The sequence below is a fragment of the Streptomyces doebereineriae genome (assembly GCF_031845645.1).
Lineage (GTDB): Bacteria > Actinomycetota > Actinomycetes > Streptomycetales > Streptomycetaceae > Streptomyces > Streptomyces canus.
In genome coordinates this window covers 1-447 of the sequence record NZ_JAVREZ010000326.1, presented here as the reverse complement: position 1 = coordinate 447, position 447 = coordinate 1, and the positions used below count along the sequence as shown (strand labels likewise).

General features: G+C 70.0%; 1 protein-coding gene. It reads left to right on the top strand.

Annotated elements, in window-relative coordinates:
* The coding region (gene ligD, locus RNB18_RS52105) for a non-homologous end-joining DNA ligase LigD (RefSeq protein ID WP_449657662.1) at window positions 1–447 on the top strand (447 nt) is incomplete at both ends.

Below are 447 nucleotides of genomic sequence, written 5' to 3'. Positions count from 1 at the left end.
ACCTGGAGACCTGCGTCGTCACCTTCCCGTCCGGCCGAACCGCGGACGCCCTCAAGGTGACGCACCCGGCGGCCATCGCTTGGGCCGCGCAGATGGGCACGATCACCTTGCACCCCTGGCAGGTTCGGTGCCCGGACACCGAACACCCCGACGAGCTGCGTATCGACCTGGACCCGCAGCCGGGCACCGGGTTCGCTGAGGCCGCGGCGGTCGCCTGCGATGTGCTCAAGCCGCTTCTCGACGAGCTGGGCCTGGTCGGCTATCCGAAAACCTCCGGCGGCCGCGGCGTGCACATCTTCCTGCCGATCTTGACCGACTGGGATTTCATCGCGGTGCGCCGGGCCGGGATCGCCCTGGCCCGCGAGGTGGAGCGGCGCGCCCCCGATGCGGTGACCACGTCGTGGTGGAAGGAGGAGCGGGGAGAGCGGCTGTTCATCGACTACAACC